The organism is Serratia sp. M24T3 (assembly GCF_000257645.1).
Taxonomy (GTDB): Bacteria; Pseudomonadota; Gammaproteobacteria; order Enterobacterales; family Enterobacteriaceae; genus Rouxiella.
Genome location: NZ_AJHJ01000018.1, coordinates 1 through 26,096, shown reverse-complemented (window position 1 = coordinate 26,096; position 26,096 = coordinate 1). Strand labels below are relative to the sequence as shown.

23 protein-coding genes are annotated in these 26,096 nt (G+C 49.0%); 17 read left to right on the top strand and 6 right to left on the bottom strand.

The features are described 5' to 3' along the window. Positions 1–212 precede the first annotated feature (212 nt). The 3 genes from bglF to SPM24T3_RS14615 all read left to right on the top strand — a co-directional run bounded on the left by bglF (position 213) and on the right by SPM24T3_RS14615 (position 4,341). The gene (bglF, locus tag SPM24T3_RS14625) at positions 213–2,159 is read left to right on the top strand and encodes a PTS beta-glucoside transporter subunit IIABC (RefSeq protein ID WP_009637555.1); all 1,947 of its coding nucleotides are present in this window, start codon (positions 213–215) and stop codon (positions 2,157–2,159) included. A 15-nt stretch (positions 2,160–2,174) separates the two neighbouring features. After that, positions 2,175–3,572 (top strand): glycoside hydrolase family 1 protein, encoded by a 1,398-nt coding sequence (locus tag SPM24T3_RS14620; protein WP_009637554.1) that lies wholly within the window; start codon positions 2,175–2,177, stop codon positions 3,570–3,572. Between the two features lie 97 nt (positions 3,573–3,669). Further along, positions 3,670–4,341 carry an aspartate/glutamate racemase family protein gene (locus SPM24T3_RS14615; protein ID WP_009637553.1) on the top strand — a complete coding sequence of 224 codons (672 nt, stop codon included), beginning with the start codon at positions 3,670–3,672 and terminating at the stop codon, positions 4,339–4,341. Between the two features lie 547 nt (positions 4,342–4,888). Here SPM24T3_RS14615 and SPM24T3_RS14610 read toward each other — a convergent pair. The 3 genes from SPM24T3_RS14610 to SPM24T3_RS14600 form a co-directional block, all read right to left on the bottom strand. After that, entirely contained in the window at positions 4,889–6,181 is a 1,293-nt protein-coding gene (locus tag SPM24T3_RS14610) for an HAAAP family serine/threonine permease (protein WP_009637552.1), read from the bottom strand. Positions 6,182–6,699: 518 nt separating this feature from the next. Beyond that, on the bottom strand, positions 6,700–6,954 hold the full coding sequence (locus tag SPM24T3_RS14605; RefSeq protein ID WP_037378674.1) for a hypothetical protein: 255 nt from the start codon (positions 6,952–6,954) through the stop codon (positions 6,700–6,702). A gap of 171 nt (positions 6,955–7,125) precedes the next feature. Next, on the bottom strand, positions 7,126–8,388 hold the full coding sequence (locus tag SPM24T3_RS14600; RefSeq protein ID WP_009637550.1) for an MFS transporter: 1,263 nt from the start codon (positions 8,386–8,388) through the stop codon (positions 7,126–7,128). Between the two features lie 388 nt (positions 8,389–8,776). Here SPM24T3_RS14600 and SPM24T3_RS14595 point away from each other — a divergent pair, with 388 nt between their 5' ends. Beyond that, entirely contained in the window at positions 8,777–9,622 is an 846-nt protein-coding gene (locus tag SPM24T3_RS14595) for a VOC family protein (RefSeq protein WP_009637549.1), read from the top strand. 487 nt (positions 9,623–10,109) lie between these two features. Here the strand turns inward: SPM24T3_RS14595 and SPM24T3_RS14590 are convergent, their stop codons facing one another. Then, positions 10,110–10,382: a hypothetical protein gene (locus tag SPM24T3_RS14590; RefSeq protein ID WP_009637548.1), complete on the bottom strand. Its 273-nt coding sequence runs from the start codon at positions 10,380–10,382 to the stop codon at positions 10,110–10,112. Positions 10,383–10,878: 496 nt separating this feature from the next. Further along, positions 10,879–11,127, bottom strand: a complete 249-nt coding sequence (locus SPM24T3_RS14585; RefSeq protein ID WP_009637547.1) for a hypothetical protein — start codon at positions 11,125–11,127, stop codon at positions 10,879–10,881. 398 nt (positions 11,128–11,525) lie between these two features. On the opposite strand from SPM24T3_RS14585, the gene SPM24T3_RS14580 reads away from it, so the two are divergent. Next, positions 11,526–12,152: a LysE family translocator gene (locus SPM24T3_RS14580; protein WP_009637546.1), complete on the top strand. Its 627-nt coding sequence runs from the start codon at positions 11,526–11,528 to the stop codon at positions 12,150–12,152. A gap of 5 nt (positions 12,153–12,157) precedes the next feature. Here the strand turns inward: SPM24T3_RS14580 and SPM24T3_RS14575 are convergent, their stop codons facing one another. Further along, complete coding sequence (locus SPM24T3_RS14575) at positions 12,158–13,039, bottom strand: LysR substrate-binding domain-containing protein (protein WP_009637545.1); 882 nt, start codon at positions 13,037–13,039, stop codon at positions 12,158–12,160. A 117-nt stretch (positions 13,040–13,156) separates the two neighbouring features. Between SPM24T3_RS14575 and SPM24T3_RS14570 the strand changes: the two genes are divergently transcribed. The 12 genes from SPM24T3_RS14570 to mrdA all read left to right on the top strand — a co-directional run bounded on the left by SPM24T3_RS14570 (position 13,157) and on the right by mrdA (position 25,610). After that, positions 13,157–13,564 carry a tautomerase family protein gene (locus tag SPM24T3_RS14570; RefSeq protein WP_009637544.1) on the top strand — a complete coding sequence of 136 codons (408 nt, stop codon included), beginning with the start codon at positions 13,157–13,159 and terminating at the stop codon, positions 13,562–13,564. 10 nt (positions 13,565–13,574) lie between these two features. Then, complete coding sequence (locus tag SPM24T3_RS14565; RefSeq protein WP_009637543.1) at positions 13,575–14,117, top strand: DUF4865 family protein; 543 nt, start codon at positions 13,575–13,577, stop codon at positions 14,115–14,117. Positions 14,118–14,514: 397 nt separating this feature from the next. Beyond that, positions 14,515–14,919: a RidA family protein gene (locus tag SPM24T3_RS14560; RefSeq protein ID WP_009637542.1), complete on the top strand. Its 405-nt coding sequence runs from the start codon at positions 14,515–14,517 to the stop codon at positions 14,917–14,919. Positions 14,920–14,996: 77 nt separating this feature from the next. Beyond that, positions 14,997–15,890 (top strand): transporter substrate-binding domain-containing protein, encoded by an 894-nt coding sequence (locus SPM24T3_RS14555; protein ID WP_009637541.1) that lies wholly within the window; start codon positions 14,997–14,999, stop codon positions 15,888–15,890. 95 nt (positions 15,891–15,985) lie between these two features. Then, positions 15,986–17,500 carry an amino acid ABC transporter permease/ATP-binding protein gene (locus SPM24T3_RS14550; RefSeq protein ID WP_009637540.1) on the top strand — a complete coding sequence of 505 codons (1,515 nt, stop codon included), beginning with the start codon at positions 15,986–15,988 and terminating at the stop codon, positions 17,498–17,500. Then, the gene (locus SPM24T3_RS14545) at positions 17,487–18,566 is read left to right on the top strand and encodes an alpha-hydroxy acid oxidase (RefSeq protein ID WP_009637539.1); all 1,080 of its coding nucleotides are present in this window, start codon (positions 17,487–17,489) and stop codon (positions 18,564–18,566) included. Before SPM24T3_RS14550 ends, SPM24T3_RS14545 begins: the two co-directional genes overlap by 14 nt. Continuing rightward, positions 18,556–19,506, top strand: a complete 951-nt coding sequence (locus SPM24T3_RS14540) for an ABC transporter substrate-binding protein (RefSeq protein WP_009637538.1) — start codon at positions 18,556–18,558, stop codon at positions 19,504–19,506. The genes SPM24T3_RS14545 and SPM24T3_RS14540 overlap by 11 nt, the downstream gene beginning before the upstream one ends. Then, positions 19,506–20,888: a dihydroorotase family protein gene (locus SPM24T3_RS14535; RefSeq protein ID WP_009637537.1), complete on the top strand. Its 1,383-nt coding sequence runs from the start codon at positions 19,506–19,508 to the stop codon at positions 20,886–20,888. Before SPM24T3_RS14540 ends, SPM24T3_RS14535 begins: the two co-directional genes overlap by 1 nt. A 41-nt stretch (positions 20,889–20,929) precedes the next feature. Further along, positions 20,930–21,724, top strand: a complete 795-nt coding sequence (locus SPM24T3_RS14530) for a GntR family transcriptional regulator (protein WP_009637536.1) — start codon at positions 20,930–20,932, stop codon at positions 21,722–21,724. 15 nt (positions 21,725–21,739) lie between these two features. Continuing rightward, complete coding sequence (locus tag SPM24T3_RS14525) at positions 21,740–22,858, top strand: mandelate racemase/muconate lactonizing enzyme family protein (protein ID WP_009637535.1); 1,119 nt, start codon at positions 21,740–21,742, stop codon at positions 22,856–22,858. Positions 22,859–23,059: 201 nt separating this feature from the next. After that, positions 23,060–23,425, top strand: a complete 366-nt coding sequence (locus tag SPM24T3_RS14520) for a hypothetical protein (RefSeq protein ID WP_009637534.1) — start codon at positions 23,060–23,062, stop codon at positions 23,423–23,425. Between the two features lie 238 nt (positions 23,426–23,663). After that, on the top strand, positions 23,664–25,610 hold the full coding sequence (gene mrdA / locus SPM24T3_RS14515) for a penicillin-binding protein 2 (protein WP_009637533.1): 1,947 nt from the start codon (positions 23,664–23,666) through the stop codon (positions 25,608–25,610). Positions 25,611–26,096: the final 486 nt, after the last annotated feature.

Sequence of the window (26,096 nt, the reverse complement as noted above, 5' to 3'; positions counted from 1 at the left end):
TTAAACACGGCCTTGAGTAAACCCCTGTAGCAGGGCATTCTGCAAATCAGAGCTTAGGATTGTTACTGGTAAGCAGGCAAAACCTAAACCGATTTTTTTGTTATGGCGCTTTTAGGCCCGTAACCAAAAATCGGTTTAGGTTTTTTTTGGCCTGAATTCCGGTTTTTTCTCGTATCAGAGCATTGTGCTGCACAGGGAAGAAGGGTAATAACATGAAATATAATGAATTAGCCGTAGAAGTGCTGGAAAAGGTCGGCGGCCCAAAAAACGTCATCAGCCTGGTTCACTGCGCGACCCGCTTGCGATTCAAACTGCGTGACAGCAGCAAAGCGCAGACTGAGGCACTAAAAAAGACGCCGGGTATTATCATGGTGGTCGAGAGCGGCGGGCAATTTCAGGTTGTCATCGGTAATGATGTCAGTCAGGTTTATACGCCAATCGCGGCCAGGCTTGAAGGCAGTCTCCCCGAAACACTGCCGGGCGATGCTCAGTCGAAAGAGGGGCTTTTCGCTCGTCTGATCGACATTATTTCTGCAGTATTCACGCCGTTTATCGGCATTCTGATTGCCGGTGGTGTACTAAAGGGGCTGCTTTCCATTGCACTCGCCATCGGATGGACGACCCAGAAAACCGATACTTACCAGATTTTATTCGCCGCCAGTGATGCGATGTTTTATTTCCTGCCAATCTTTTTAGGATATTCCGCCTGCAAAAAATTCGGCGGAAGTCCGTTTGTCGGCATGGCGATTGGCGGAGCACTGACTCATCCAATGATGCTGGCGGCGTTTACCGCATCTCAGCTTCCAGGCGCGCAACCGCATCATTTTTTGGGCATTCCGGTGGTGATGATTAACTATGGCTCAACGGTGATCCCGATTATTTTAGCCAGCTGGCTGTCGTCAAAAATTGAGAGGGCGATTCATCCACGTTTACACAGCGCGGTGCGTAATTTTTTAACGCCGCTGATTTGCCTGGCGGTGGTAGTTCCATTGACCTTTCTGCTGATTGGGCCTGCGGCTACCTGGCTAAGTAATATGCTTGCTCAGGGATATGAGCTGATTTACGGCTTTAATTCAGTAATAGCCGGCGTTTTGATGGGCGGATTGTGGCAAGTCTGCGTGATGTTTGGCATCCACTGGGGGATTGTACCCATCATGATGAACAACCTCAGCGTTGTTGGCCATGACACACTAATCCCGCTGCTGGTGCCGGCAATTTTTGGTCAGGTTGGCGCAACGCTGGGGATCTTCCTGCGTAGTAAAGATGCTCAACTCAAAGGCAACGCAGCCTCTGCTATGGCCGCCGGGATCTGCGGTATCACCGAGCCTGCCGTTTATGGCATTACCTTGCCTAATCGTCGCGCGTTTGTCTTCGGAAGTCTCGGTGGAGCAGCCGGGGCGGGCGTGGTCGGCTATTTCCATAGTGCAGTGTATTCCTTTGGATTTCCTGGGATTTTTAGCCTGACTCAGGTCATTCCACCTAGCGGTTTTGATATGACCGTCGTGGCAGTGATTGTGAGTATCATTATATCGTTGATTATCTCCACCGGATTAACCTACTGCTTTGCCACGCCACGAGCTGTCGAGCAAGAGCTGCCTGCTGCGGCTGGACATGCTGTCGAAAATGACAACTCCGCTGCGCTAAATATCAACGAGCTAAATCCTGTCTCAACTGCCAGTAACCTTTCGCTGCAAAATGCCAAGGCGCGGGAGGTTATTTACAGTCCGTTGAGCGGGGCGCTTAAACCTCTGGAACAGATCAGTGATCCGATATTTGCCGGTGGCCTGCTCGGAAAAGGCGCATTCATTTCACCGACCGGTGGCCGTGTTGTCTCGCCGATCGATGGCAAGGTTGCGTCACTGTTTAAAACCTTTCATGCCATCGGATTGGAGTCGCCATTGGGGGCTGAGATTCTGATCCACGTTGGCATCGATACGGTCAAACTCGATGGACAATATTTTACTCCCCACGTCCGCGAAGGCGACGACGTGGTGCGTGGCCAGTTAATGCTTGAGTTCGATGCCGAGGCAATCCGTGCTGCGGGTTATAGCCTCGATACTCCGGTGCTTATCACCAACAGCGATGAGTTTACCGATGTCGATGTGAACGACAGCGCAGAAATTGTAGAAAATACTTCATTACTGACATTGATTCGCTAATTCAGGAGAAAAACCATGAGCCAACAGTTTCCGAAAAATTTCTTATGGGGCGGTGCAGTTGCCGCTAACCAGGTTGAAGGGGCTTATCTGACCGACGGTAAGGGATTGTCGACCTCAGACGTGCAGCCGAAAGGTATTTTCGGCGGCGTAGTCGAGCGAGTTGCCGGAGATAGCGGCATTAAAGACGTTGCAATCGATTTTTATCATCGTTATCCAGAAGATATGCAACTTTTTGCCGAAATGGGCTTTAGCTGCCTACGCACCTCTATTGCCTGGACGCGTATTTTTCCACAAGGCGATGAACTGGAGCCTAACGAGGCGGGGCTGGCATTTTATGATCGCCTGTTTGATGAAATGGCGAAATATAACATCACGCCGTTGGTGACGCTGTCGCACTATGAGATGCCTTACGGGCTGGTAAAAAAACACGGCGGTTGGGGCAGCCGCAAGACTATCGAATTCTTTGAACGCTATGCCCGGACGGTATTCCAGCGTTATCAGCACAAGGTAAAATACTGGCTGACCTTCAATGAAATAAATATGTCATTACATGCGCCGCTGACTGGAGTCGGCCTGCCTGAAGACAGCAGCAAACAGCAAGTTTATCAGGCAATTCACCATCAGTTGGTAGCCAGTGCCAAGGCGGTCAAAGCCTGTCACGAGATTATTCCTGACGCTAAAATCGGCAATATGCTGTTGGGTGGTTTGCTATATCCGCTGACGACAAAGCCGCAAGACGTAATGGAAACCCTGCAACAAAATCGCGAATGGCTGTTCTTTGGCGACGTGCAGGTGCGCGGCAGTTATCCGGCCTATATGAAACGTTACTTCGCCGATCGTGGCATCGAGATTAATGTCACCAGTGAAGACAAGGCGGCGCTGAAATCGACTATCGACTTTATTTCCTTCAGTTACTACATGACGGGTTGCGTCACGACTGATGAAGAACTTAATCAGAAAGCGCGGGGTAATATTCTTTCTATGGTGCCAAATCCTCATCTGGCGAGTTCTGACTGGGGCTGGCAGATTGATCCGCAGGGGATTCGTATTCTGATGAACGAGCTTTATGATCGCTATCAGATCCCGCTATTTATCGTGGAAAACGGTTTGGGGGCCTTCGATAAACCTGATGCCGACGGCACGATTAACGACGATTATCGTATTGCCTATTTGAACGACCACCTGGTGCAGATTGGTGAAGCGATTGCTGACGGGGTTGAAGTGCTGGGTTATACCAGTTGGGGGCCTATCGATCTGGTTAGTGCTTCGAAAGCAGAATTCTCCAAACGATACGGTTTTATTTATGTCGATCGCGATGATCAGGGCAACGGTACCCTTGAGCGTCGACGTAAAAAAAGCTTCTATTGGTATAAAAGCGTCATTGAAAGCAATGGCGCTGCGCTAAAACGCTAAAGTAATCCGGAAAATTGTGTGATAAAGGTACAGGGTTTGGCCCGCTGAGCAGCAGGTTGAACTCCGTACCTTTTGCGTTTTAACCGGGGAAATAAGCATGACAGAAAAATTACTCCAACAAGAAACCAAGGCGCGCGTGGCATTAATTCGCGTTGTGACCTCTGAGGACCAGAGTTTTCTGGATATCCATCAACAGCTGATTATTGCTGAACAGCCTGAATTGGCGATGACGACTTATTGCCTTGCGGATCAATATGATGGCATTCACGATGCCAAAACGTTTGAGCTGGCAGTGCCTAAGCTGGTTGCTATGGGACTTGAGCTGCAAAAAAACTACGATATTTTGCTGGTAAGCTGCGCCTCGGATCCGGCGGTTAAACAGCTGCGCCAACTGCTGAGCATACCGGTCGTCGGGGTCGGACAAGCCTGTTGTGAGCAAGCGCTAACTGTTAGCCAAAGTGTCGGGGCAATTGGTATCGAACCTCGAGCACCGGCAATATTCTACGAAGTTCTGCATGACCGGCTGCGCACCTATCGCCAGCCAAAAGGCGTGAACAATACGCACGATATCCATACCGAGGATGGCAAAGCGGCTATTATCGAAGCGGTACTGGCCTGTGAGAAAGATGGGGCAAAAGTCATTGCTTTAGCTTGTACCGGCATGGCGACAACGGATGTGGCGGCGCTGGTGGCTCCTTATACTTCTATAGCGATAATAAACCCGGTGCTTGCTGCAGGACTGGCAGTAAAAAAATTGCTTAAGCGTTGAGTGCTGTTTTCATCAGGCTGAAGTGATAATAATGTAGGTTACTATTAGCAGAGCAAGAATTGTTAATTCTTGTTCCGACAAAAGCGTATTATCACTTCATCGCCTTGCAGAGCTAACACCGTTTAAAACGAGTGCCGGAGATAAGCGCCGGGAAAGGGGATAAATAGAAAGCCCTGTCTGATCAACAGGGCTTTTTGCCGTCTGTAGTTTACTAAAATTACTCTGAACAGAAAGGGCTCGGTTTTCACTGAAAAGCAGGCAAAAAAAAAGCCCGCTCAGAGGCGGGCAAATAACAGGGGTACTACAGGGTTTCTACACAACAGGGTTTCTACAGGGTTCTACAGATTTACACAGGGACATCACTTTCTCTCGATGGGTTTAAGATACCAAAGCCAATGTATGGTTTTGTCATCGTCAGGTAAGTTTTAGAATCGATGTGTAAAGCGCCGTCTTTACCTTCCAACATTTGTATTAGCGATTAAAAAAGGCTTACTTTTCAGGGTAAGCCTCGAGTAACCAGCCGCGACTATGCAGCAGTGGTAATTGATCAGCCGAACAGGCTATAAACAATTGCCGACATCGCAACTAAACCCACAATAACAATGAAACCGTTGCTGATATGGCCGCTGTATTTTCTCATTGCCGGAACTTTGCGGATTGCATACATCGGCATGAGGAAAAGCAACATGGCGATAATTGGGCCGCCCAGGGTTTCAATCATTCCTAAAATGCTTGGATTCAAGGTAGAGATGGCCCAGGTCGAAACCAGCATAAATACTGCGGTTATGCGGTTCATTTTCGGCAGAGAAATGTTTTTGCCACGGCTGCGCAGCGATTGGCTCACGATACCGTTAAAACCTTCGCGAGCACCCAGGTAATGACCCAGAAACGACTTGGTAATGGCGATGAAGGCAATTACTGGCGCGATATAGGCAATTACCGGCGTTTGGAAATGGTTGGCCAGATAGGACAGAATCGAGATGTTCTGATTTTTGGCCTCCATCAGGTCCGCCGGGGAGAGGCTCAGCACGCAGCTGAACACGAAGAACATCACCGTTACAACCATCATCAAAGTACTGAAGGTCAGGATTTTAGAGCATTTTCTCTCGGCATCGTCGCCATATTCTTTACGTTTTGCGACGGCAAATGATGAGATAATTGGCGAATGGTTAAACGAGAAAACCATCACTGGAATAACCAGCCACAGGGTCATCAGCATGCCATTACCAGTACCTCCAGTTGCCGCTGGAGCGTGCTCAAAAATAGAGGCATTCCAGTGCGGAATAAGGTAAAGCGCTAACGCCATCAGCACAACAACAAATGGATAAACAAGAACACTCATTGTTTTAACAATAAGGTGCTCACCAAAGTGAACCAGTGTCATTAATGCCAGAATCAGCACTAGCGCTAATATCGCTCGCGGTGGAGCAGGCAGATGCATTTGATGGGTGATGAAACTTTCGACAGTGTTGGTAATAGCTACGCTATAAACCAATAATATCGGGAAAATAGCGAAGAAATAGAGCAAGGTAATTAGTTTACCTGCGGTAATACCGAAATGTTCTTCTACAACGTCGGTAATATTCTGCCCTGCATTCTTCCCGGACAATACGAAGCGTGTTAGTCCACGGTGGGCATAAAATGTCATGGGGAACGCAAGAATAACCATGATAATCAGCGGGATAAGTCCACCAATCCCAGCGTTAATTGGCAAAAACAGCACGCCCGCGCCTATTGCCGTTCCGTACAGTCCCAGCATCCATGTGGTATCCGTTTTGCGCCATGCACCTGTTTCGTCGGTATTTTCCGTGGCAAGTACGTCAACTTGAGAATTACTCATAAAACCTCTGGTGAACAAAATTTAATCATCTCTTGCGAGAGACTGAGTCACAATATTAAAAACTGGCATCATACTAATGAGACAGAATTTGGATAGCGGGATGATACTCACGAGCAGTATGAATGTCCGTGATTCTGATAACCTATGGCTGAATATATGGCTAATTTCTTTCATGTTCGATAAAGATACGGGCTGCTGGTAAATATATAGATTAATCAAAATTTTATTCATTGCTCAGGCCATGCTTCATGCTTAAAAATTCAGGCAAGAGAGTAGCATAATCCTTATTTCCCTTGAATTGCCAAGTTTCACTCTAAGATGAATATTATTAAATTAGATTTTTTGGTTTCTTATAATGATGGCCATAGCGGCTGGAAATTTGATTTAAAACTCTGTTTCTCAACAGGTAGAAACTGCCTTACGGGCAATATTGGAATGCATTTGCGGAGTTAATAACGGTATTGATGGACCTGAATCAGTTAATCATTACTGATTCAGGATAAGCAACTAATAGGTTGTTATTTAAACAGCTCGTTATTGCCAAAAAGCTTATTGCTGTTGCTGTTTTGGATACTGGTCAGGCAATGCGTCGCCGACTGATGAGCCGGGCGCTGTGGTGAGGTCATCATATCGCGAGCATCCGCAACATTGTTAAATGATGAATGCTCAACGCAAGGCTGTGAACTGGTGTTCATTGGAATTTCTGAAGCCTGTGTGCCGAATGCTGCGCCCGCAAGCACCATTGCTGCGAGTAGAACTTTACTGCTGGTCATTTTAGGTATGTCCGAGAATCTTAAGGTTAACGCCTGTTCACCTGGCATGAGCTGGCCATGAGGTGTTGGGAGTTTGATTGTCTGCTTGCTTGTGTAGAGGCTGTGAGGCTGGCAATAAAAAACGGGAGCCATGGCTCCCGTTGATCATGCAGAAAGGATCAGAACAAGGGTCTACACATGTTGGAGCGTATTTTGCTCCTCGATTTCTTTATTCGGTAGGCGAATCGTGGCAGAAATCGCGAGTGAGATAATTAATAGCACGGTAATGAAGCTAAAGGTTATGGCAAAGCCGCCAAAGATTGAGGCAATCAATGAGCCTAAAACACTGCCGACGCCAAACCCGAGATAAAGCAGGCCATAGTTCTTGGTCAGATTGTTAAGGCCGAAGAAATCGCTGACCAATGAAGGATAGACGGTGATCGTGCCGCCAAAGCTAAAGGCTACGCAGGCTACGGAAACATAGAACGACGTTTCATTCATATGAGTAAATAGCATAATACTCATGCCAATCAGAGAGATAACCTGAGCTAACGAGATCACTCGAATACGCGCCATTTTGTCTGAAAGCACGCCGAGAACCAGGCGACCGCTAAGATTGGCGATAGCAATAACGGTAACGGCGTTGGCAGCGGTCATCGCGCTGAGATGCACCAGTCCTTGGCCAATATCTTTGGCCACCCCAATGACATACAGTCCGCTCATGCAGGCAGTCAAAAACATCAGCGCCAGCATCCAATACTGTGGGACGCGAATGGCTTCGGCCAGGCTGAAATCACGCGGCTGCTCCTGGTGATTGTCAATCATTCTGGCTTGCTGTTTTGGTGCGTCGGTCATCATCAGGCCGCCGATAATCACCATCGTCATCGCTAACAAACCCCAGATAATAAAGGTATGTTCCAGCGTGCCGATGCTTAACAGGTAGCCACAGATAAACTTAAATCCCAGGCTGCCAAAACCGTAGGCGCCAATGGCACAGGCTGAAACCACGCCTTTGCGTTCCGGGAACCATTTTACACAGTTCGAAAGGGACATCAGGTAACCGGCACCATCGGCCAGACCGACCAGCACGCCTGCGCTGAGGTAAAGCATCACGAGATTCGTCGAGTGGGCGGTGAGGAAGAATCCAACGGCCATCAATATGCCTGAGGCGATGGTGACTTTTTTTACCCCGAAGCGTTCCTGTAATTTACCGGCGACAGAAGAGGCTACGGCCAGGCCCAGGCTTAATAAACCGAATGAGAAGGCAACGCGGCTGATGGGTTCATCGAGTTTGGCGGAAAGCTGCCCGTTGAACAGGCTCCAGGTATAAACCGAGCCGAGTGCAAACATGGTGATAATGGTACCAAACAAGGTAAACCAGCGGGTGCGATTATGATTGGGTATCGCAGCGCTTTGCTGGACGGCCGCTTTTTTAAGGCCTGATTTATCACTCATAGTGGGTTCTCCCGAGCGAGATTGATTCAATTAGATTGGCGTTATGATAAGTCTTATTTGAGGACATGAATCGATTCAGGCATGAGATGCCTTTGAAGTGGAATGAAGTGCGTTAATAGTGGTATGAATGACCTAAAGTGTCCTTTTTACAGAGGGTAATTTGGCTTAAATCTGTTTTGTCAGGCCGCTTGGTGCCTGGCTTTAGTTGATCTACATCATCAACAACGTAGTTAGGTTTGCTGTCTGCTATCTGAAAAACGTCAAAAGCACAGCGATGAGTTTGTTTAGCTCAAAACAGGGATTGGTTTTGCAGAAAACTTCGTTCTGGAAAAGGGGCCTTCTTATTACTCTGCAAGCTATTGGAAAAAATTTTTAAAGAGAGCGCGTTATGTCGGATTTGGTGCCTTATCTTGATCACGTTGTTATAAATGTTGCCGAGGGTCTTAACCTGTCAGAGCAGCTGTTTCGCCGGTTGGGATTCAACCTGACAACTCGCGGCCATCACTCGCTTGGATCGAGCAATCATTTAGCCATCTTCAATGATAATTATCTTGAGTTACTCGGTTATGAAGACCGCAATACGCTACAGCGTAAGGAACTGTATCAGGCGCCGTTGGGGCTTAATGGGCTGGTGTGGAAAACCCGGGACGCCGCTGCTGTGTATCAGCAGCTAGCGCAGCATCAGTTGGCCGAAGCCGAACCCAAAGCTTTTTTCCGCCCGGTTAAGCTCAACGATGGCACCGAACCCAACGCGCGATTTCAAACCGTGCCGGTTAAAGCCTCTCGCATCCCGCATGGTCGGAGCTTTTTTTGTCAGCACTTAACCCCTGAACTGGTCTGGCGTGCCGAATGGCAAACCCATCCTAATGCGGTCTCGCATATTAGTGAATTTGTGATTTCTGCCAGAGATATCCGCCATGCTGCACAGTTGTATGTGGACATTTTTGGTAAGGAGCACATTAATGAGATAGATCCTCAGGAAGTTGCCTTGCAGGCCGGAGGTGCCAAGGTGCGCTTTATCACTCCTGAGAAAGCTCAGGCTGTTTTCGGCATCACGCTATCGGATGATTGTGATGAGGCAAAAATGATAGCGCTGAGTTTTGGCACCTATTCGCTGGAAACCACGCGGCAAAGTTTACAGCGCGGTGAGATTCACTTTACCGAGGTTAGGGGGCGAATCCTTGCGCAGGTCGGGCATGGACTCGGGTTAACGTTAGCCTTTTGTGAGAACTGAAGGTTGAAATTGAAAGTTTAGAATTGAAAACGTTAAGTAAAGGTGGAAACTAACGTTGATAGACTGGGTCGAAAAGTAAACTATCAACGTTAAGGAACAACTTTTATGAATAGCATAAAGTGTATTTACGCAAAAACCTGCCTTCTAGCCCTGATTTTAGCCACTCTAAACGGCTGTGCGTATCAGAGTCCTTCAGGTGATACCAAGATTCAAGGATCGGGTACGATAAGTGCGGGAGCTGCGTTCTAATTTTAAGTTTACGAGTAATAAAAATGCTTTGCAGGAAAATGGTAATTTCCTGCAATGGATTATTTTTTTGAGCGCTTTTATTGATTTAGATCAACGAAAGCGCTCAAAAAACTTAATCGGTGTTGAATGATTTAAAAAAACATGCAGAATCTAAATAATAAAGTTGCTGGCTAAAAAATATTAACATTATGGCTATCCTTCATCCCTGTGTTCATCATTTGACTGATTGTATTCATTGTTAGTTTAATGAATAATCTTCAATCTTATTAATTATGCTTTCAATTTCACTTCGACTTTTATCAGTCTCAGCAACAGCTTTATCAACAATTAGCTCTTTTATAAAGAAGTCTATCGCAATAGTTGTTTTCTTGACGACATTTTCCATGGTGACTTCTCTATATGCATCAGGCTCGACTTGTTTTTGCAGTTCTGTTTTAACATACTGAAAGAAGTCCTCAGGTGCTTCATAAGTAGCGATTCCATGAATCATCATATCCAATGTTAATATCATATATAGCCTCTCGTATTTTATTTACTTAGATACATTCAGACAAACTTGATGCTTTGAATGAGGTTTGCCTACTAATTTTAGGGACTTTACCCTCATATTCATCGGTCTACGCACGGCCAATCACTTGAGATAATCTTATCAATATAGGCTTATGAAGGCCGTTAGATCAAGAATTCCCGTCACATATCTCATACATTCTCGCTACCAAAAACGATTTTTGAGAGCTGCAAAGCTTTGCCTGCGGCATGTTTTGCTTTTTCCTCAATCAAAACAACTCACAACCTTTGGTTAAAAAAATTTGTCAATGCAGTTCCGGGTTTCTGGTCTGTTAGGCCCCGTTCCCATGAACGATAGCTATCTTCGGATAAAATTTAACTTAGAGCAGATTTCGTGCTTCGAGACGTTAAGTTAATCTTCATCTCCAGTTGTTATGAGGTTTGAATTTCGTTGATGAATTGTTAATTAATCATGCTTGATACGAAAATAAAGTAGATGACTATAAATTAATGTATTTCAAATGATTGCCTGGTAAATTTTCTTGAGTGTTCGCTATCGGCGCTGAACCTTTCAATATACCGCGCTGTGTTAGAAAAGCGATCATTTCGTTTATGTTGTGCTCTGTGTAGATAGGTTTTTCAAATCCACGAAGGAAAAAAACCGTTTTATCGCCATTGCTTTTAATTAAATAGATTTCAGCAATGCTGATTATAAAATCACAATTATCAATGCTTTTAATTTGCATCATTTTCGTGTGTCCAAGGTTTTAATATAACTTCGTTAGGATTAATCTTAACGAAGTTATACTACTCTCGATTTTTTTAATTGGAAATAGAGTAAATTGTTTAAAGATGCTAATTCTTTCCTGTTTGTTGTAAGTGTGAGCATATTGAGTACTTGTTAAGCAATCCACTTTCTAAATATAAAGTATTCAAACATTTGATTTAGGGTTTTCATAACTTCCTGTATTCATTAAATTTGCCGGCTGATTGATTTTTGAGCGACAGGCAAAGCAGAATTTCTTGATTTACATTAGGAGAAATCATAGGTTATTTCTTACCTATTCGTTATCGATAACTCGCGCCCGAGATGATGCCTGCTTTCTGTTACCGCACTTACGGGGTGAAATTATCCATGGAGGTTATGATGCATGCGGAACTGCTTTCTCTATTTTCCATTGCTGTAGCGCTGGCGGTTGGGGCGATGAGCCCCGGCCCCAGTTTTATTTTTGTGGCAAAAACGGCTATCGCTTCCTCACGTCGCGATGGTCTGGCGACCGCGTTGGGTATGGGGATCGGTTGCGCAATACTGGTTCTAATCGCTTTTTCCGGGCTACATACTTTGCTGGTTACCGTTCCCTGGCTCTATCTCACGCTGAAGATTTGCGGCGGCCTGTACCTTTTTTATATGGCAATCAAGATTTTCCGGGGGGCGAGTCAGAAACTAACGTTGGGAGAAGGGGGGGAATCGGCAAGGATTGGTTTCAAAAAAGCCTTTATGACCGGATTGATTACCCAACTATGTAATCCCAAGACGGTTTTAGTCCTGGCCGGTATTTTTGCTGCATTGTCCCCTCGCGATATCCCCGGCTACTTTTATTGGCTTTTACCGGTAATGGGCTTTGCCATTGATTCACTGTGGTACACCTTTGTGGCCTATGTCTTGTCATCGGCCAAGCCACAGCGTGTTTATTTACGCTATAAGAAAAGTATTAGCCGTATCAGTGGTGGAGTGATGGCGGCGCTTGGGTTAAGGCTGATCCTGACCAAATAAAACTCTCATAAAGCCAGCGGAAAGACTTCGCAAATGGTCTTATGCAGGTAACCGGTAGCTTCTGAAAGATGGCTATTTGACTGATGCAGGGCAATGCCAATATTGCCCATCTCAGGCAGTTCAGGTCGATCAATGATCTTTAGTCTGGTTGGCATGCCCATCTCGGTACGCAAAGTCATTCCCAATCCTGCAGATGCGGCCGCCCATATTCCACTGAGGCTACGGCTGGTAAAAGCAATGCGCCAAGGGATGCCTGCATGATCCAGAGCGGCGATGGCGAGAGTGCGCATAATACAAGGCGCATCGAAAACCAGAAGCGGTAAGGGAGTTCCTTCTCGCAGATAAGGCGTAATTTCGAAATCAGTCGCGCTAATCCATTGCAGCGGCAGGCTGCCTAATGATTGGTTGAAAGGCGTGGTTTCTTCCCCCTGCCAACTCAGGGCTAAATCGAGCTCGTTTTGCCTGATAGCACTAAGCAATGGGCCATTGCGAGTCACGGTTGCCGAGATTTGCACCTTTGGGTGGATACGAGAAAACTGGCCGAGAATAGCCGGTAGCAGTGCTTCGCCAAAATCCTCCTGCAAACCCAAACGAATTTCGCCGGCAACGGTGCTGGCGCTCATTGCCGCGCAGGCTTCATCATTGAGATTCAATAATCTGCGCGCATATCCCAGCAAAATTTCGCCCTGAGCGGTTAATGCCAGATGGCGACCAGATTTTTGCATCAGTGCCGTGCCTGCCTGCTGTTCCAGCTTTTTAAGCTGCGCGCTGATGGCCGAGGTTGAACGACCCAACCGGTCGGCGGCCAATACAAAGCTTCCCAACTCAATGCCGGTTACAAAAGTCCGCAATGCTTCTGCATCAAATGTCAGAGGGCGTTTTGCCATGATTAATCATCCTGTTTTTAGGGAATGATAGTGCTGTTATATCTGATTTTATAAATCATCATAGGCGCTTATCTTCTTTATTACACTTTTTGAGTAACGTAATAGCAGGAGATAATCATGCCTATGACCCGTATTGCGATCCCGGAACAGCGATTCACACTTTGGCGCGACGCAATTTCCCGTGCGCTGCAACAGACTCTGGTTAGCAGTTTTGACATCCCCGAAACCGACTGTTTTCAACTTTTTGACCGCTATCAGCCGGAGGAACGCATCTTTGACCGCCACTATTTATCTGGATCTGAGCAGGGCCGCAGTGAGGATTTTCTGCTGTTTCAGATAACCGCAGGCAGACCGCGTGGACCAGAGGAGAAACAGAAATTGTATTTGAAGTTGGTGGAACTGCTTGGGCAATCCATAGGTATCAAGCCGCAGGACGTGATGGTAGTGATTACTTTTACTCAGCCTGAAGACTGGTCTTTCGGCAGTGGAAAGCTGTTTAAGGTCTCTGATATTCCACGACCTTAAGGAGAAGAACATGCTGGCGATGCAGTATAGTTTCACGCTTCCGGCCGATTACGATATGACCATTATCGAGCGTCGTATCGCCGATAACGGTCATCTGCTGGATGGTTATCCGGGGCTGATTTTTAAAACTTATCTCTATGCGATTCAGAACGACGGGTTAACCGCCAATGACGAGAATCTCTATGCGCCTTTCTATCTTTGGCAGGACGCCGCAAGCCTGAACAGTTTTCTGTTAAGTCCGGGGTTTGCGGCGGTATCGCGGGCTTTCGGCAGGCCAGAGGTCAAGATTTATCCCGTGCTTTCGGCGGCATTATCGCCTGACATCCGTCAGGCTAAATTCGCCTGCCGGAAGATTGAGCCAATCAGGCCTTACAGCAGTCTTTCTTCACTAGGTGAGCCAGTAAAAATAGGAGAAGAGTTGGCGCGTTTAGTTGCCTGGGATCCGCAAAATTGGCAGCTGATTGGCTTGAGTCTGTGGAAAACATTGCCGCAAGAGGTAGCCTCAACCAGCCAAAACTATCAAATTGGCCATATTTCACTGCCGAAAAATTGAATCATGCACTGAGTAAAAAAACCTAATCAATAAGTCTTTATTATGGCACGGCCGAAAGGCATCGGCTGGGCCTGAGCCCCTGTATTGTACGACTTAACATACCGCAAAAATCGTTAATCCTCCCGCTAAAATACAATTCTGCTTTTGTATGATAATAAATCCGTATGGATAAAAATCACCCAGCTTAAACAGGCTAATTACTGCATTAAAAGTCAAGAAATCAGACTCAAAATTCAACTTAACTGTCTGTTTTTATTTGTTTAATTTTCTAAAAAACGTCAGTCATAAAAAGTGATTTTCATCACAATATCGCCGCTCACAAAGTAAGCGGTTAGATTGACTTTCGTATAATCGTATACGAAATTGGTCTCATGTTGATTTGCTGTGGAAATGACCAATGAAGACCGCGATTACCTATCCTGGGTTGGGAACTGAAGACCGATCAATGGGGCCTGCTCCTCTTTCAGCCGCCATTTTATCTGAACCGATGCTGTTTATTTCTGGACAGGTCGCCATTGATCCTTACAGCGGCAATATTGTTGGCAGTGATATTGCGTCCCAGACACGTCAGGTTTTAGCGAACATTGAGTCTTTGCTCAAGCAGGCCGATATGACGCTGGACTGTCTGGTTCGCGTAACAATTTACCTCACCGATCTTTCACAGTTTGCCGGCATGAATGAAGTTTATGGCGAAGTGCTCTCCGCTCCCTATCCTGCTCGTGCCACGGTAGGTATTACGCTGAATCATCCCGATCTGCTGGTGGAAATGGAAGCTACAGCGATGCGTCAGATTGCAAAATAACAAGCAGCGGCAATTATTTTAAAAAATTATAAATCACAGGCGAAAGCCTATTTTTTCAGCACCAGGGGAACTTAATCATGAACAATGCATTGCGACTGGCTGTTTGGATGACGGGATTCACCGCAATTATGCTCTCTTCCATATCTGCAGCTCAGGCTGCAGATGACATCAAACCCTCGGCCAAAGACTTTGCCGCTATGGCCCAATGTAAAACCTTGCAGGCCAAGTATCCTTCTCTGGTCGGCAAGCAGGTGGTGGTCGGCCTTGGCGGATATACCAAAGGTTTTGAGGCTCCGTCGGCAAAGGATCCTTCAGTGATTGAAGGGTTGGATCCTTCACTGTTCGATCGTCTTGGTGGCTGTCTTGGTTTCACTCACACTTATCAAAATGGATCCTTTAACGTGCTGCTAACCTCGATCACCAGCGGTCGTGCGGATATCGGCCCGATGCTTTACGTTACTGATGCGCGCCTGAAACAGATAGCGTTTGTCGCCTCGGTGCAGGTGCAGGACGGATCGCTGGTAGCAAAAGGCAATCCAAAAAATATTAAAACCGTAGATGACCTGTGCGGTAAAACCGTGGCCGCTGCGGCAGGAACCTATGAAGCTGCGACACTGGTTCCTCAGCAAAATGCTATCTGTAAGAAAGAAGGCAAGCCCGAGATCGATATGCTGATGGTGCAGAACACCGATAACAGCATTCAGGCGATCAAAAGCGATCGTGCCGATATTTATCTCACTGAGGCCGGATCGGCGCGTGAAGTCGCCAAGGCCGATCCCTCGCTGCAAACTTCATTTACTGTCGATCTGCCAATCATGGTCGGTTTCCCTATTGCCAAAGACAACACTGTGATGCGCCACGCGGTGCTGGACGCCATGAAAGTGATTCAGAGCAGCGGCGCGCAGAAAAAACTGTTGGATTTCTGGGGCCAGGGCGGCAGTGCCGAACGTCCCGCAGTTGATAAAGGCTAAAGCCTGGAGCTGGGGCAGCTGATTGTGACCGCCCCAGTTTTCCCCTATGCAGTAGATTTTTTGAATGCCCAGTCTGACCGTCAGGAGTCGACGATATGCAAGATTTTTTCCAATACCTCACGCTGCCGTATTTATGGCAGGGTGCGGTAATCGCCGTCGAACTGTTAGTCGGTGCTCTAACTGGGGGGATTATCATCGGATTTTTTCTGGCGCTCGCCAGCACTTCCCGTCATACGATAATTCGCCTTCCGGTGCAGATTTACATCTATATTTTGCGCGGCACGCCGGTGCTGTTGCAGTTGATTTTGCTCTACAACGTGTTGCCGCAGTTTGGTCTACGTTTTAGCCCATTTTCCAGCGCTTTATTGGCGATGATGATTAATGAAACGGCGTTTTGCGCCGAGATTATTCGCGGTGGTATCGTAGCCACCGATCGCAACCAGCGCACCGCCGCGCAGGCATTTGGCTTTTCGCGCACCAAAGAAATGATCCACGTGGTTATTCCGCAGGCGTTGCGCGCCATTCTGCCGACGCTGGGCAATGAAGCCGTCGGATTGCTGAAATCCACCTCGCTGGCCTCCGTCGTCGGGGTTAATGAACTGACGATGCGTGGGCAAACCATCGTTTCGCAAAACTTTCTGTTTATTCCTGTGCTTGTTGCCTCTGGCGGCATTTATATGATCATGTCTTCAGGCCTTGCAGGTATCCAATACTGGCTTGAAAAGCATTTCAATCTCGAAGAACGGGCACGGCGCGCGCGTCTGGTGAAAAACGCCGTCGAAGTGCCGATTGAGGAAACTCAGGCACTGCTGCCGAAACAGCATTGGGAAAGCAAAAATGCCGCCGTGGTGCTGGACATAGAAAATCTGCTGGTGGAATACGCGGGCAAAGCGGTGCTAAAAGGGCTGACTTTAAAGGTTCGCCGTGGGGAAGTGGTGGTCCTGCTGGGCCGTTCCGGTTCCGGTAAAAGTACCTTGCTGAAATCCATTCTGGCGCTGACGCCGCGAGCTGGAGGCAGTATAGAAACAGAAGGTCACCTGATGGGCCGTGACGCGAAAGGGCAGCTGTTGGCCGAGCGCCTTTTGCCCGGCAATCGCGCCGACTCCGGGATTGGTATCGTATTTCAGCACTTTGCCTTGTTTGATCACATGACCGCGCTGCAAAACACGATGAGCATTCCCTTGCTGGTGCAGGGGATGCCAAAAGACGTGGCGCGGCTCAAGGCCAAACGCGCGTTGAAGCTGGTCGGGCTCGAGAATTTTGAGGTGGCTTTACCACACGAACTTTCCGGAGGGCAACAGCAGCGGGTCGGGATCGCCCGTGCGCTGGCTGCCGAACCGCGTATCTTGCTGTTTGATGAACCGACCTCGGCGTTGGATCCTGAGCTGGTGCGCGAGGTCAATCAAACCATCCGTTCGCTGGCGAAAACGGGCATGACACTGCTAATCAGCACTCATGACATCGCATTTGCCGCCACCGTCGCCGATCGCATTGTTTTCCTGCAAGACGGTGTGCTGGTGGAGGAGGGCGGGCCAGAAATTTTGCAACATCCAACTACAACAGCGTTTTCCGCCTTCCTGCAACAGGAGCTGACTCATGAAAATAGCTGATCACCATTTACAGGGCTTACCGCACGCTATCGAGGCGCGCGAAAAGCTGGGCGAGGCGCTATTTCGCTACATGCTTGGCCAGCCCAAAGACTTGCCTGCAGGCGCAGACGATGCCAACGCCGCAGCTCTGCAACAATATCGACTGGTGCCGCGAGTCATGCGAGGTTGTCAGAGCCTGAATATCAGCAGCCAGCCGTTTAAGCGTCACTGGTCCGCTCCGTTGGCGGTCGGCGCATTCGCTGGCGATCGGGTATTTCATCCGCAAGGATTGCTGCCGATTGCACGGGTCTGCCAGCGATTGCAGCTGCCACTGTTTGTTTCCGAAGAAACCGTAACCCCGTTGGCAGATATTTGTGCTGAACACGATGACTGCTGGCTACAGCTGCGTGCCGCCGGGCCGGTGGATCGCCTCTTGGATTTGATGGCTAATGCCGCCGACTGCGGAGCGCAGGGAATTATTCTTACCGTGCTGGCACCGGTTCATCCGGTTCATGGCCTGCAACCGGGCGGGTTTTCGATTGGCGACGAGCTACTGCGTCGGGGTTGGAAAACTATCGGTTCGACGGCAGCGGGCGTGCATCCGCTACCCGCATTTCCTGCCTGGTCATGGCAAGAATTGGCAACCGTGATTCAACACGCGACGGTTAAAGGTTTGAGCGTCATGGTTAAAGGCGTTCTGCATCCAGAAGACGCTATGTTGGCTGCGCAATCTGGCGCACAGGCACTGATGGTATCAAATATCGGCCTGCGGCAAAGTGCGCGCTGGGTAACACCGGTTGAGTCGATGGCCCAAATTGGTCCTGCTTTTACTGGTTTACTCGCCATCGACGGCGGGATACGCAGCGGCGCGGACGTGCTGGTCGCGCGCTGCCTCGGAGCTGAGCTTGCCGTCATGGTGCGCCCGGTAATCGCCGCTTTGGCCGCCGGTGGCGAACAGGCCGTTGAGTCTTTACTCGACGGGTTAATCAATGAAATAACGGCTTTGTGCAGCTGGTGCGGGGTCAGCGATATCTGCGAGCTTAACGCGGATTATGTAGCCATTATGGGAGCCAGTCATGAGCAGTAATCCTTTGGCATTACCGACTTTGCGCCTTAATCAGGGCGATGCCAGTGAGGCGCGAGTTTATTACTGTGCGCATTTTATCGCTGAGAGTCTGGGCTTTTTTGCCCGCGCAGGAGTGAAAATCGAATTCACTACCGCCCAGTCCGGCGGCCACACCATTCAGGGAGGGCAGGTTCCGGCCGTTATCGCCGGAGAGGCTGATCTGACAATCGGTGGGCCGATGGTTATCATGAAAAATCACGAAGAAAACGGCCCGTTGCTTAAATGTTTTTGTGCTGCGGTGGCCGGTAATCCGTGGTATTTGGCTGCTGCGAGTGCTCAGCCGGATTTTAGTTTTGCGTCGCTGCGCGGTTGCACGGTCATTGACGTTGGCAATGTTGGCACCGCAACCCTTTGTTTTCGCTGGTTGTTGCGTCAGCAGGGTATCGGTGAAAACGAACTGAAGCTGATCCCCGGCAGTGGCAATCCGCAGCAAGATTTTGCAGCGGTTGCCGCAGGTGAAATTGACTATGCCTTGCACTCGTTGCACGCACTGGCTCCGACTATCGCCAGCGGCCAACTTGCCTTAGTGCAAAGCCTGTCGGCCGCAACCGGCCCGGTGCCTTGGAGCGCCTATATTGCCCGGCCAGAGATTATTGCTGCAAAACATCAGGCTTTTTCAGCCTTTAACTGTGCTATTGGTTTGGCCCTGAACTGGTTGTGCGAACAGTCAGCCGAGCAAGTGAGCCAGGTTATCGCGCCTTTCTATCCTGATTATCCTGCCGAAGGATTGATAGAAGCCGTCCGCGGCTATCAAGCCTCGCAGACTTTTGCTTCATCCACCCCGATCGCGGAACAAGATTTTCGCCACTTCTCGGACATTCTACAGCAGGCAGGTTGGCTAAAGCAGGCTGCACCTTACGCCGCGCTGGTAGATAGCAGCTTAATAAAGGAGCAAAACTGATGAAAACCTTGATTATCGGCGGATTGTTGGTGACCGAAACCGGCGAGCTGCGGGCCGAACTGGCCATCGACAAGGGTAAAATTGTCGGTATTTTTGCGCCAGATTGCCTATTGCCGCAGGCCGATGAGGTGATCGACGCCAGCGGGCTTATCGTGATGCCCGGTGCCATCGATGTACACACGCACTTTACCGGTTCGCACGATTTCCCCGAGCAGGAACTGCGCGAAGGAACACAGGGAGCGGCGGCGGGCGGCGTCACCACGGTGGTAGAAATGCCACATTCACTGCCGCCAGCCACTACGCTGGAGAATTTCACCTGGAAGCGCGGCCTGCTGGACGCCAATGTTACGGTGGATTTTGCCATGTGGGCCGGGTTGGACGGCAAAAATTTGCATCAGTTGGCGAGTCTGGATGCTGCCGGCGCGATCGCGTTTAAAGCCTTTTTATGCAGCGGCGATCCCGATGGCGGTGCCACTGACCCGAAAGGGCTGCCGCGCCTTGACGATGACGGCCTGCTGCGCGCTATGCAAACGTTGCGCGAGTTCGACGGATTGATCGGCATTCATTCCGAGAATCACGACATTCTGATCGGAGCAGGGGCTGAATTGCGCCGTGCCGGACGCAAAGATATTCGCGCCCACGCGCTGGCTGGCCCTGAAATTGCCGAGGTTGAGGCTGTCAATCGTGTACTGACCATCGCCGAGGAGACCGGCGCGCGTTGTCACATAGTACATGTCAGTTCGGCGCGGGCCGCAAAAAATATCGTCAAGGCTCGCGGCAGGGCGCGGGTCTCATTCGAAACCTGTCCTCATTATCTGATCCTTGATGAAGAAGATTTGGTACGCATTGGCCCTAACGCGCGCTGCGGGCCGCCGATCCGCCCGCGTCCGGTTGTGGATGCGCTGTGGTCAGTGGTACTCGACGGCGAGGTGGACATGTTGGCCTCGGATCACTGCCCGTACCTGCCGGAACAAAAAGCGGCGGGCAACGAATCCATCTGGGATGCGGGCATGGGGCTGACCGGCGTTGAAACGCTGGGGCCGATGTTCTTTAGCGAAGGGCACGTCAAGCGAGGTCTTGGCTTGACGGAATTTGCCCGCATGACCGCCACGGGTCCGGCGAAAACTTTCGGCCTTTATCCACGAAAAGGGGCGATTAGGATAGGATCTGATGCCGATCTGGCGTTTTACAATCCGCAGCAGGTCTGGACGGTAAAAGGTGCCGATTTTTACGGACTCGGCAAGTGGAGCGCGTTTGAGGGGCTGAACTGTCAGGGTAAGGTTGCGATGACGATGATCCGTGGGGTCATGGTTTATAAGGATGGCAAGACCCAGGTCGAGCCGGGCTTTGGACAGTTTATCACTCGGGCGATAAGCCAATAATATCCAAACTATTCGTCCTGGAAAGGGCATCAGGAAGCATCATGGCAGCAAAACAGGTGATAAAAAAAACGCTGGGCAAACAGTCTGCAAATAAAGCCGACGCCGAGGTGTCACCGCTGATGCAGGCCGCTGGCGAGGAGGGTGTTCAGTGGCAGGCGGCCAGACCTCGCACGCTGGTAGATCACGCGGTTGACGCCATTCTCTCTGCTGCGTCGCGCGGTTTGCTGCTGCCCGGCGATCGCGTTTCTGAACCGGATCTGGTGATGCGGCTGGGTATGAGTCGGGTGCCGATTCGTGAGGCGCTGCGCATCCTCGAGAGTCAGGGCATCGTCTCCAGCGAGCCGTATAAAGGTATTCGCCTGATGGATATTTCCCAGCAGCGGCTGGAGCAGATCATCGACGTGCGTATTCCGCTGGAAACGCTGGCTTGTCGTCGCGCGATTGAGAACGGCCGCAACGGCAAGCTGCAAATTACCCGACTTGAGGCAAGCGTCAAAGAGCTGGAACTGATGATGCAGCGTGGAGATGTCTACGGTTTTGCCTCGGCGGATACCGATTTTCACCGCGTATTGTGCAGCTTCGCGGAAAACCCCGTGCTGAGCAATCTATGGGAATCGATAGCTCGCCAGCTCACAGTGATTTTCGGGCTGTCAACAATGGGCAAATCCATGGCCGCCATCGTAGAAGAGCATTGCCAATTAACTCAGGTTTTTGCAGCCGGAGATATTGCGCAAATGACTCAAGAAATTGAATTACACGTTCGCGTGCAGGCTTTGGACGTGGACTATCAGAAAATTATTGCTGACCGACGCCGGGCGGCGTCTGCGGCAGAATAAATATAAGGTTAAGCCATGAAAATAACAGATGTAGAAGCCTTTTATTTGCGGCTTCCCAATATTGAAGCGCGCACCGACAGCTCTCAGGATGCCCTGCTGATTAAAATCACCACCGATGCGGGCGTGGTAGGCTGGGGCGAGGTCGATGGCAGTCCTTACGTCACTAAAGCGATTATTGAAGCACCTTATTCGCACACCATGGTCACCGGTCTGAAATCTTTATTGATTGGCGAAAATCCGCTGGAGACTGGCCGCCTGTGGGCAAAAATGCATCGCGCAACAATTTATTACGGTCGTAATGGGGCAGTTATTCAGGCTATGGCGGGGATTGATATCGCGCTGTGGGATATTAAAGGTAAAGCGTTAGACAAGCCGATTGTTGAATTGCTGGGTGGAGCAATGCGCGATCGCATGCGCGTTTACTCCTCAAACATGTTCCAGTTCAGCATCGAAGATACCGTGGCGCGAGCTCGTCACGCTGTGGATACCGGGCATACCGGTGTTAAATTTGGCTGGGAACCGTTTGGCCTCGATGAAAAACGCGATATCGAATACGTAGAAGCCATCCGTCACGCGATAGGTGACGACGTTGATTTTATGCTCGACGTTGGGCTGGCCTGGGATGCTAAAACCACCATTCGCCGCGCCCAGCTGTTTGAACCCTATCGCCTGTTCTGGATTGAAGAACCTTTGCATCCGGACGACTATGCCGGATATGGCAAAGTTTCGCAGAGCTGTTCCCAACATATTGCGGCGGGGGAGGAAGAGTGCACGGTAGTCGGCTTCCAGCGACTGATCGACGAAGGGCAAATTGATATTGTTCAAATAGATGTGACGCGCACTGGATTTACTCAGGCGATGCAGATTGCGCAATATGCTCACAGCCGTGGCCGTAAAGTGTGTAATCATAATTTCACTACCGATATTAATACCGCTGCGTCACTACATTTCCTTTGTGCGATTGAAAATGCTCTGGTAATGGAATATTGCGTGGAGCCGGGTGAAATTAGTCGTTCATTGGCTAAAGAGCCGGTGAAAATTACCGATGGCTACGCCTTCCTGCCGTCGGGTCCGGGATTAGGCGTTGAACCAAGAATGGATATTATCGAAAAATTTCTAGTGAAAACGGCTTAATGCCTTGTTTGTTATTATAAATTTTGGATTTTTTAGCATTCTTTTTGCATTGACTCTTTATTGCGGCCCGCTATTTGTTGTGCGGGCCTTTTTTTATTACAGCTCTTGAGAGAATGTTTATGACTATTTTTTTGCCACCTACTTTCTATAATATTGCCAAGTGATAGGATGTGGCTCACTTTTCTTAGTTGGGATTTTTCAATGGCCAGGCTCGTCGCTTTCATTGCGGTATTACTGACTTTAACTTCTTATACAGCGTTTGCGGATACTCACTATAAATGCGTTTTGACCCACAGCATTCAGCGCCCGGATGGCGATGATTCGGCTGAAGTCCTGAATAAAGACGCCAGAGTCACTGATGCGGGGAATACCTTTACCGTTTCGCCAGACGGAATGAAAACCATTACCAGCCCGGAGCTGACCGATATAATTGGGCAGAATAATCAGCCAATGAAGGCAGGGACGGCAAATCACCTAATGTATATTCACGTTCAAAACAGCTTTGTGATTGCCAATGAAACCGAAGGCTATATTTACGCAGACTGTGTAAAAATAGACACCAAATAATATGCCTGCCGCCTCAGCCCAATTCACCGGGGTTTGGGGCTAAAATCTTGCTGCTTGTTGCCCCATGGCTTAACTTTGCATTTTCCTTACTTATTCATAAATAGAAACATTACTCTTCGCCGTTTAGCACAGTTCTTATGGTCGGACTGAGCGATAAGCGTTATCCTTTCGCACTTTCTGTATCCCCGCATTTTTCGCATAAGCTCTGACGTTTGACAAGAAAGGTAATCCCCCGGTAATGGCCCTATTGAACGAAGAAATCCGCGACCATACGGCTGAGTCCCTGCTCTTTATCCGTCGTGCTGTCATCGCCTTTGTGGTGGTGGTGCTGCTGTTTGGCGTGCTTGGATTCAACCTGTACCACCTGCAGGTGGGCATGCACTCTTTCTATCAGACCCGCTCCAATCAGAATGATATTAAAATGCTGCCGATCGCGCCGAGCCGTGGGCTGATCATGGATCGCAATGGCGTGATTCTGGCGCAGAACATTACCCTTTATCAGATTCAGGTGATCCCGGGCAAAGTTCCTGATTTACAGGCGACTATCAAAGCACTGACCCCGATTGTCGATCTGACGCCGGACGATCTGGCCAATTTCAAAGACGCCATGTATCACGGTCGCAAATTCAATGAAATACCGCTTAAGCTGGCGTTAACTGACGAAGAAGTAGCGCGGTTCTCGGTAAATCAGTTCAATTTCCCTGGCGTGTCTATCAGTAGCTATCAACAGCGTAGATATCCTTATGGTGCAGAGCTGGCGCATGTGGTTGGCTATGTTTCCAAGATAAACGATCGCGATGACAAAGAGCTTTCTGAAGAGGGGCTGGCCGAGAACTACGCGGCCGACGATGATATCGGCAAGCAGGGCATTGAAAAATATTACGAAAAAGAGCTGCATGGCCGAACCGGTTATCAGGAAGTTGAAGTTGATAACCATGGGCACGTGGTGCGCCTGCTGACGGAAACTCCACCGCAGGCTGGGGAAAATATCAAGCTGACTTTAGATCTCGGCCTGCAGCAATATATCGAACAGCTGTTAAAAGGCCAGCGTGCCGCCGTGGTGGTGGTTGACCCGCGCGATGGCGCTGTGCGAGCGATGGTCTCCAGCCCGAGTTATGATCCTAACCCGTTTGTTAACGGCATCTCGGGCAAGGCCTATAGCGCATTGCTGAAAAATCCAGATTTACCGCTGATTAACCGCGTGACGCAGGGCCTTTACCCGCCAGCGTCAACGGTGAAACCTTACATGGCGATGTCGGCGCTGTTTGCCGGGGTTATCACCCCGCAAACTACCTTCTTTGGCGCGCCGACCTGGACGCTGCCGGGTACCGATCGCCATTATCGCGACTGGATGAAAACCGGTCACGGCTATTTGAACGTCACCAAGGCGATTGAGGAATCGGCGGATACCTTCTTCTATCAGGTCGCCTATGAAATGGGTATCGATCGTATCCACGAGTGGCTCAGCAAGTTTGGTTACGGAAAATCATCGGGAATTGACCTCGACGAACAATATTACGGCAACCTGCCTAGCCGTGAATGGAAGATGAAGGTCCACAAAAAGGAATGGTATCAAGGCGATACAGTTTCTGTCGGTATCGGTCAGGGCTACTGGGTTGCCACGCCTATCCAGATGGTCAAGGCGCTGACAATTTTGATCAATAACGGCAAGATCATGACTCCGCATCTGATGGATTCAATGCAGCTTGGCAAGGTCATTACGCCATTCAAGATGCCGGAAACCTCGCAGATTGGCGATCCAAAATCACCGTACTGGACGATTGTGAAAAATGCGATGTTTGGCATGGCCAATGCGCCAAACGGCACCGGCTACAAGCTGTTCCACACTGCGCCGTATAAGATTGCCGCTAAATCGGGAACTTCTCAGGTATTTAGCCTGCGTGAAAATCAGAACTACAATGCCAAAATGACACCGGTCCGCCTGCGTGACCATATTTTCTATACTGCCTTTGCTCCGTTTGACCATCCAACAGTTGCCGTGGCTCTGATTCTGGAAAACGGCGGCGGTGATGGAGTGGTTGCCGGGCCGACAATGCGCGCGATACTCGATCATATATTTGTGAAAGATGATGCTACAGATTGTCAGGATGAAAAGAACAAGAGTAGCCCTGCCTGCCAGTTGACCGAACTAAAACCTGGTACTGAAGGATACGACGAGCATTAATACTGTCTTTGTTTGGCGACAACGGCTAACTTATCTGTCGCCAAATAGAGACATTTAAATCATTGATATTTATAGATTCAGTTTTTTGCTGGATAAAACGTCTCTCTTTGGAGACTAACCGCTGGATTTTACAGCGAAAAAAAGTACTGTAAAAAACAGCTCAACAGCTTTTAAAAAAATTAATCATTTAAAACCAGACGTTTAAAATTTATATTATAAGTTGGCACGATTCCTGCTATATTCACTGTGGTTGCTCATTCAATTAGTTATAAATGCCTCGGCGGTTTTACCGCAATTTGCGCTCATAACATCAGAATGACGCCGTAGAAAAGGTGCCTATCGTTCACCAAACCGATATCGTTGCTACGGCAATCTTATCAAGCATCGAACGACACGTTGAGTGAGGCACCACCTCTTCTGCCCTGTAGACCTCTCTTTGGGAAGTTTGCAGGGCAACCCCTCTGAGTTCTCTTCTTTTCTTCCTTA

Bases quoted from the DNA above. Each gene is read 5' to 3' on its own strand.
- SPM24T3_RS14600 (WP_009637550.1), bottom strand. From the start codon at position 8,388: ATGAGTGATAAATCAGGCCTTAAAAAAGCGGCCGTCCAGCAAAGCGCT.
- SPM24T3_RS14545 (WP_009637539.1), top strand. From the start codon at position 17,487: ATGAAAATAGCTGATCACCATTTACAGGGCTTACCGCACGCTATCGAG.
- SPM24T3_RS14620 (WP_009637554.1), top strand. From the start codon at position 2,175: ATGAGCCAACAGTTTCCGAAAAATTTCTTATGGGGCGGTGCAGTTGCC.
- mrdA (WP_009637533.1), top strand. From the start codon at position 23,664: ATGGCCCTATTGAACGAAGAAATCCGCGACCATACGGCTGAGTCCCTG.
- SPM24T3_RS14535 (WP_009637537.1), top strand. From the start codon at position 19,506: ATGAAAACCTTGATTATCGGCGGATTGTTGGTGACCGAAACCGGCGAG.
- SPM24T3_RS14590 (WP_009637548.1), bottom strand. From the start codon at position 10,382: ATGATATTAACATTGGATATGATGATTCATGGAATCGCTACTTATGAA.
- SPM24T3_RS14565 (WP_009637543.1), top strand. From the start codon at position 13,575: ATGCTGGCGATGCAGTATAGTTTCACGCTTCCGGCCGATTACGATATG.
- SPM24T3_RS14580 (WP_009637546.1), top strand. From the start codon at position 11,526: ATGCATGCGGAACTGCTTTCTCTATTTTCCATTGCTGTAGCGCTGGCG.
- SPM24T3_RS14520 (WP_009637534.1), top strand. From the start codon at position 23,060: ATGGCCAGGCTCGTCGCTTTCATTGCGGTATTACTGACTTTAACTTCT.
- SPM24T3_RS14570 (WP_009637544.1), top strand. From the start codon at position 13,157: ATGCCTATGACCCGTATTGCGATCCCGGAACAGCGATTCACACTTTGG.
- bglF (WP_009637555.1), top strand. From the start codon at position 213: ATGAAATATAATGAATTAGCCGTAGAAGTGCTGGAAAAGGTCGGCGGC.
- SPM24T3_RS14595 (WP_009637549.1), top strand. From the start codon at position 8,777: ATGTCGGATTTGGTGCCTTATCTTGATCACGTTGTTATAAATGTTGCC.
- SPM24T3_RS14585 (WP_009637547.1), bottom strand. From the start codon at position 11,127: ATGATGCAAATTAAAAGCATTGATAATTGTGATTTTATAATCAGCATT.
- SPM24T3_RS14555 (WP_009637541.1), top strand. From the start codon at position 14,997: ATGAACAATGCATTGCGACTGGCTGTTTGGATGACGGGATTCACCGCA.
- SPM24T3_RS14550 (WP_009637540.1), top strand. From the start codon at position 15,986: ATGCAAGATTTTTTCCAATACCTCACGCTGCCGTATTTATGGCAGGGT.
- SPM24T3_RS14575 (WP_009637545.1), bottom strand. From the start codon at position 13,039: ATGGCAAAACGCCCTCTGACATTTGATGCAGAAGCATTGCGGACTTTT.
- SPM24T3_RS14540 (WP_009637538.1), top strand. From the start codon at position 18,556: ATGAGCAGTAATCCTTTGGCATTACCGACTTTGCGCCTTAATCAGGGC.
- SPM24T3_RS14530 (WP_009637536.1), top strand. From the start codon at position 20,930: ATGGCAGCAAAACAGGTGATAAAAAAAACGCTGGGCAAACAGTCTGCA.
- SPM24T3_RS14560 (WP_009637542.1), top strand. From the start codon at position 14,515: ATGAAGACCGCGATTACCTATCCTGGGTTGGGAACTGAAGACCGATCA.
- SPM24T3_RS14615 (WP_009637553.1), top strand. From the start codon at position 3,670: ATGACAGAAAAATTACTCCAACAAGAAACCAAGGCGCGCGTGGCATTA.
- SPM24T3_RS14605 (WP_037378674.1), bottom strand. From the start codon at position 6,954: ATGACCAGCAGTAAAGTTCTACTCGCAGCAATGGTGCTTGCGGGCGCA.
- SPM24T3_RS14525 (WP_009637535.1), top strand. From the start codon at position 21,740: ATGAAAATAACAGATGTAGAAGCCTTTTATTTGCGGCTTCCCAATATT.
- SPM24T3_RS14610 (WP_009637552.1), bottom strand. From the start codon at position 6,181: ATGAGTAATTCTCAAGTTGACGTACTTGCCACGGAAAATACCGACGAA.